The organism is Tenacibaculum agarivorans, assembly GCF_001936575.1.
In the GTDB taxonomy this organism is placed as follows: Bacteria; Bacteroidota; Bacteroidia; order Flavobacteriales; family Flavobacteriaceae; genus Polaribacter; species Polaribacter agarivorans.
Window position 1 is genome coordinate 1 of record NZ_MSMP01000078.1, and the last position, 2,872, is coordinate 2,872.

The 2,872-nt window shown below is 37.8% G+C and carries 1 pseudogene; it reads right to left on the reverse strand.

Going from position 1 to position 2,872, the window contains the following annotated elements:
• Positions 1 to 2,872, reverse strand: a pseudogene (locus BVC87_RS22890) (SprB repeat-containing protein); the annotation flags it as partial.

A 2,872-nucleotide genomic window follows, 5' to 3' on the forward strand; every position in this document is an offset into this window, starting at 1 on the left:
ATCTACCGCCGTCATCTCAATAATACCTTCTGAACTACCATCACAATTTGCATTGTCGATAGCTACAGCACTAAAGTCCGGAACAATTGCTGGTGCTACTGTTATTTGTCTTGTTACACTACAACCTGAAGGAACATCAGTAACTACAATTTCATAAGTACCATCTGCTGTTACTGTATGATCTTCAAATGTATCTGTACCTGATATACTACCTGTAGTAGTTGCTGGATCTGCTGTTGGTGCAACACCATTAATAGTATATGTAAAGTTTCCTGTTGCTCCTAAATCAACTCCAGAAGCAACAGTTATTCTTATTAATGCTTCACCTGGAGTACAATTTAAATTTTGTTGTACTGCTAAGCTAAAGTCTAATTCCTCGTAAATCGTAACTGCGACTGTAGCACTTGTACATCCGTTAGCATCTCTAATAATTACATTATAACTTCCTGGTGCTAATCCACTTTCAGTGAATGTAGTACTAGCCGTTGGTGCACTGTACGTTGTACCTCCGTCAATAGAATATTGATAAGGGGCTGTACCTCCAATAGTTTGTACTCCATTAGCTGTTGTTATTGTTATACTTTTATCTGTACCACAAGTACTCGAAGTAACATCGGCAGTTTCTAAAACTGGTGGTTGACTTACTGTTAATGTTTCCGGGCCTAATGTAGCTGTACAACTATTTCCATTACTATCAGTAATAATAACAGAAACCCCAACTGACGAAGTCGTAGTTGTAACATCTGCATAAGCCACTTCTACAGTATTTCCTACTAACGTTGCTGTAGCGTTAGTAATTGTTCCTAATGCATATGAATATGGAGGGAAACCTCCTACTACATTATCTATTCTTACAACCCCTGGAGTATCACACGCAATGTTATTAACTACAGTTAAATCTCCAGAAATTGCAACTCCTTCTACTATTTGAACATCTTCACTTCCAAACAAACATCCTGAAGGTGAAGAAGTTGTTTCTATGTAATAACGTCCAGCTCCTAAACCAGAAACTGCTATATCTGCAAAACCAGCTTGCGTTATTCCTATAAAACCTGTTACAGGTGCTCCTACATTGGTAACATCGTCTCTTCTATATAATGTATAATCAAAAGGATCTGATAAATCTCCTGAAGTATTTGTTATGGTAAAATTAATACTTCCGTTATGTGGTGGTCCACCTGCACAATCATCACTTGTTGCTGTTCCTACTAAAAGAACGCTTGGTGTAAACGTATCATATACATCTTCATTATTCTCTTCAATACACATAGTTGCTGTATCTTGAACATAAAATGTGTAAGTTAATCCTGGAGTTAAACCACTAAAAGTCGCTGTGTTTCCTCCTGGAACATCTGGACCAACCCAACCTGAAGGTGTATCAATGGCAAAAAGGAACGGTCCTACTCCATTAATAGCTTCTACTGTTACGCTAAATCCTCCAACACAAGTTCCTGGATTTGCTACTGGATCCACAATTAAACCTTCAACATTGAATGGTATTGTATAAGGACCAAATGCGGTTAAACATCGAACTGTAGCTCCATCTACAATACGAATAACTGGATTAACTAATGTTCCTGAATTCAAACTTGTAAAAGTTGGAGAGGTTTGCCATGTAGCTCCATTATCTGAACTAAATTCTAAGGTATATGGGGTTACTGTTGGTAAACTAGTAAATTCAAAACCAAATGATGTCTCATTTCCTACAAATGGAGTTCCACAAGAAGGAAGAAGAGGACTTATTGTTGCTGTTAATAATGGTGGATCTGTTAATGTTACAGTAGCAGAATCCGAACAACCTAAGTCATCTGTAATAGTAACTGTATAATTTCCTGCTGGTAAATTATTAAAAGTATAACTAGTACCTGTAAAATCAGTAACAGTGGTTGTTGTTGTACCATCTGATAACGATAAATCGTGAGGTGCTAAACCATCGGATATTGTAACCTCAATACTTCCTGTATCTCCATTACATGTAGGTTGAGTATCTGTTAAACTAATAGAAACATCGGTAACTGTATCAATGACAACATCTTCTAGTAAGAATTCACAATATCCTGTATTTCCATTATTATCTCTTACATAAACATCGTAAGTATTACCTGATAAAGCAATAGGATTTGTATTACTGAATGTTGCATCTGCTGGTGTTCCTGCATTTGCAAGAGTTACAGAATATACATAAGTACCTGCTCCTGTTCCACCTAATGCATTCACCGTAATTGATCCGTCATTACAACTTGCTGCTATGATATCAACTGAAGCGGTTAATTGCTCGTTAATTACTCGAACTAATTGTGTATTTGTACATCCTCTTCCATCAATTACATCTATAGTATATGTACCAGCTCCTAAACCTGTAAATGTATAAGTAGAGGCACCTGGTACTTGTGGTGCTCCTCCATTTAATATATACTGATAATTTCCATTTCCAGAAGTAACATCAACTTGAATTTGACCATTTGTTCCATCAAAACAAGGTGTTGGCGTTGCTGTAAATACTACTGTAGCTGGTCCAACAACATTAATCGTTGCTGATGCTACTGATAAACAACCATTGGCATCTCTTGCTATGATAGTATGACCGCCTACTGCAACATCGGTAAATGGACCTGTTTGGAAAGCGCCCGCTCCATCTAATTGATATTCATAAGGTGCTGTTCCTCCTGTTGCACTTGGTGTAATGGTAGCTCCAACGGCCGGATCACAAGTAGGCTCCTGTGTAATAGTACCGCTAGCAACTACTGCGGCTGGCTCATTTATAGTGATTGAACCTAAAGAAATATCACACTGTGTACCATTAACCGTAGTACGAATACGAACAGCATAAGTACCTGCGCCTAAACTACTTTCTGTAACTGGACTCGATGCA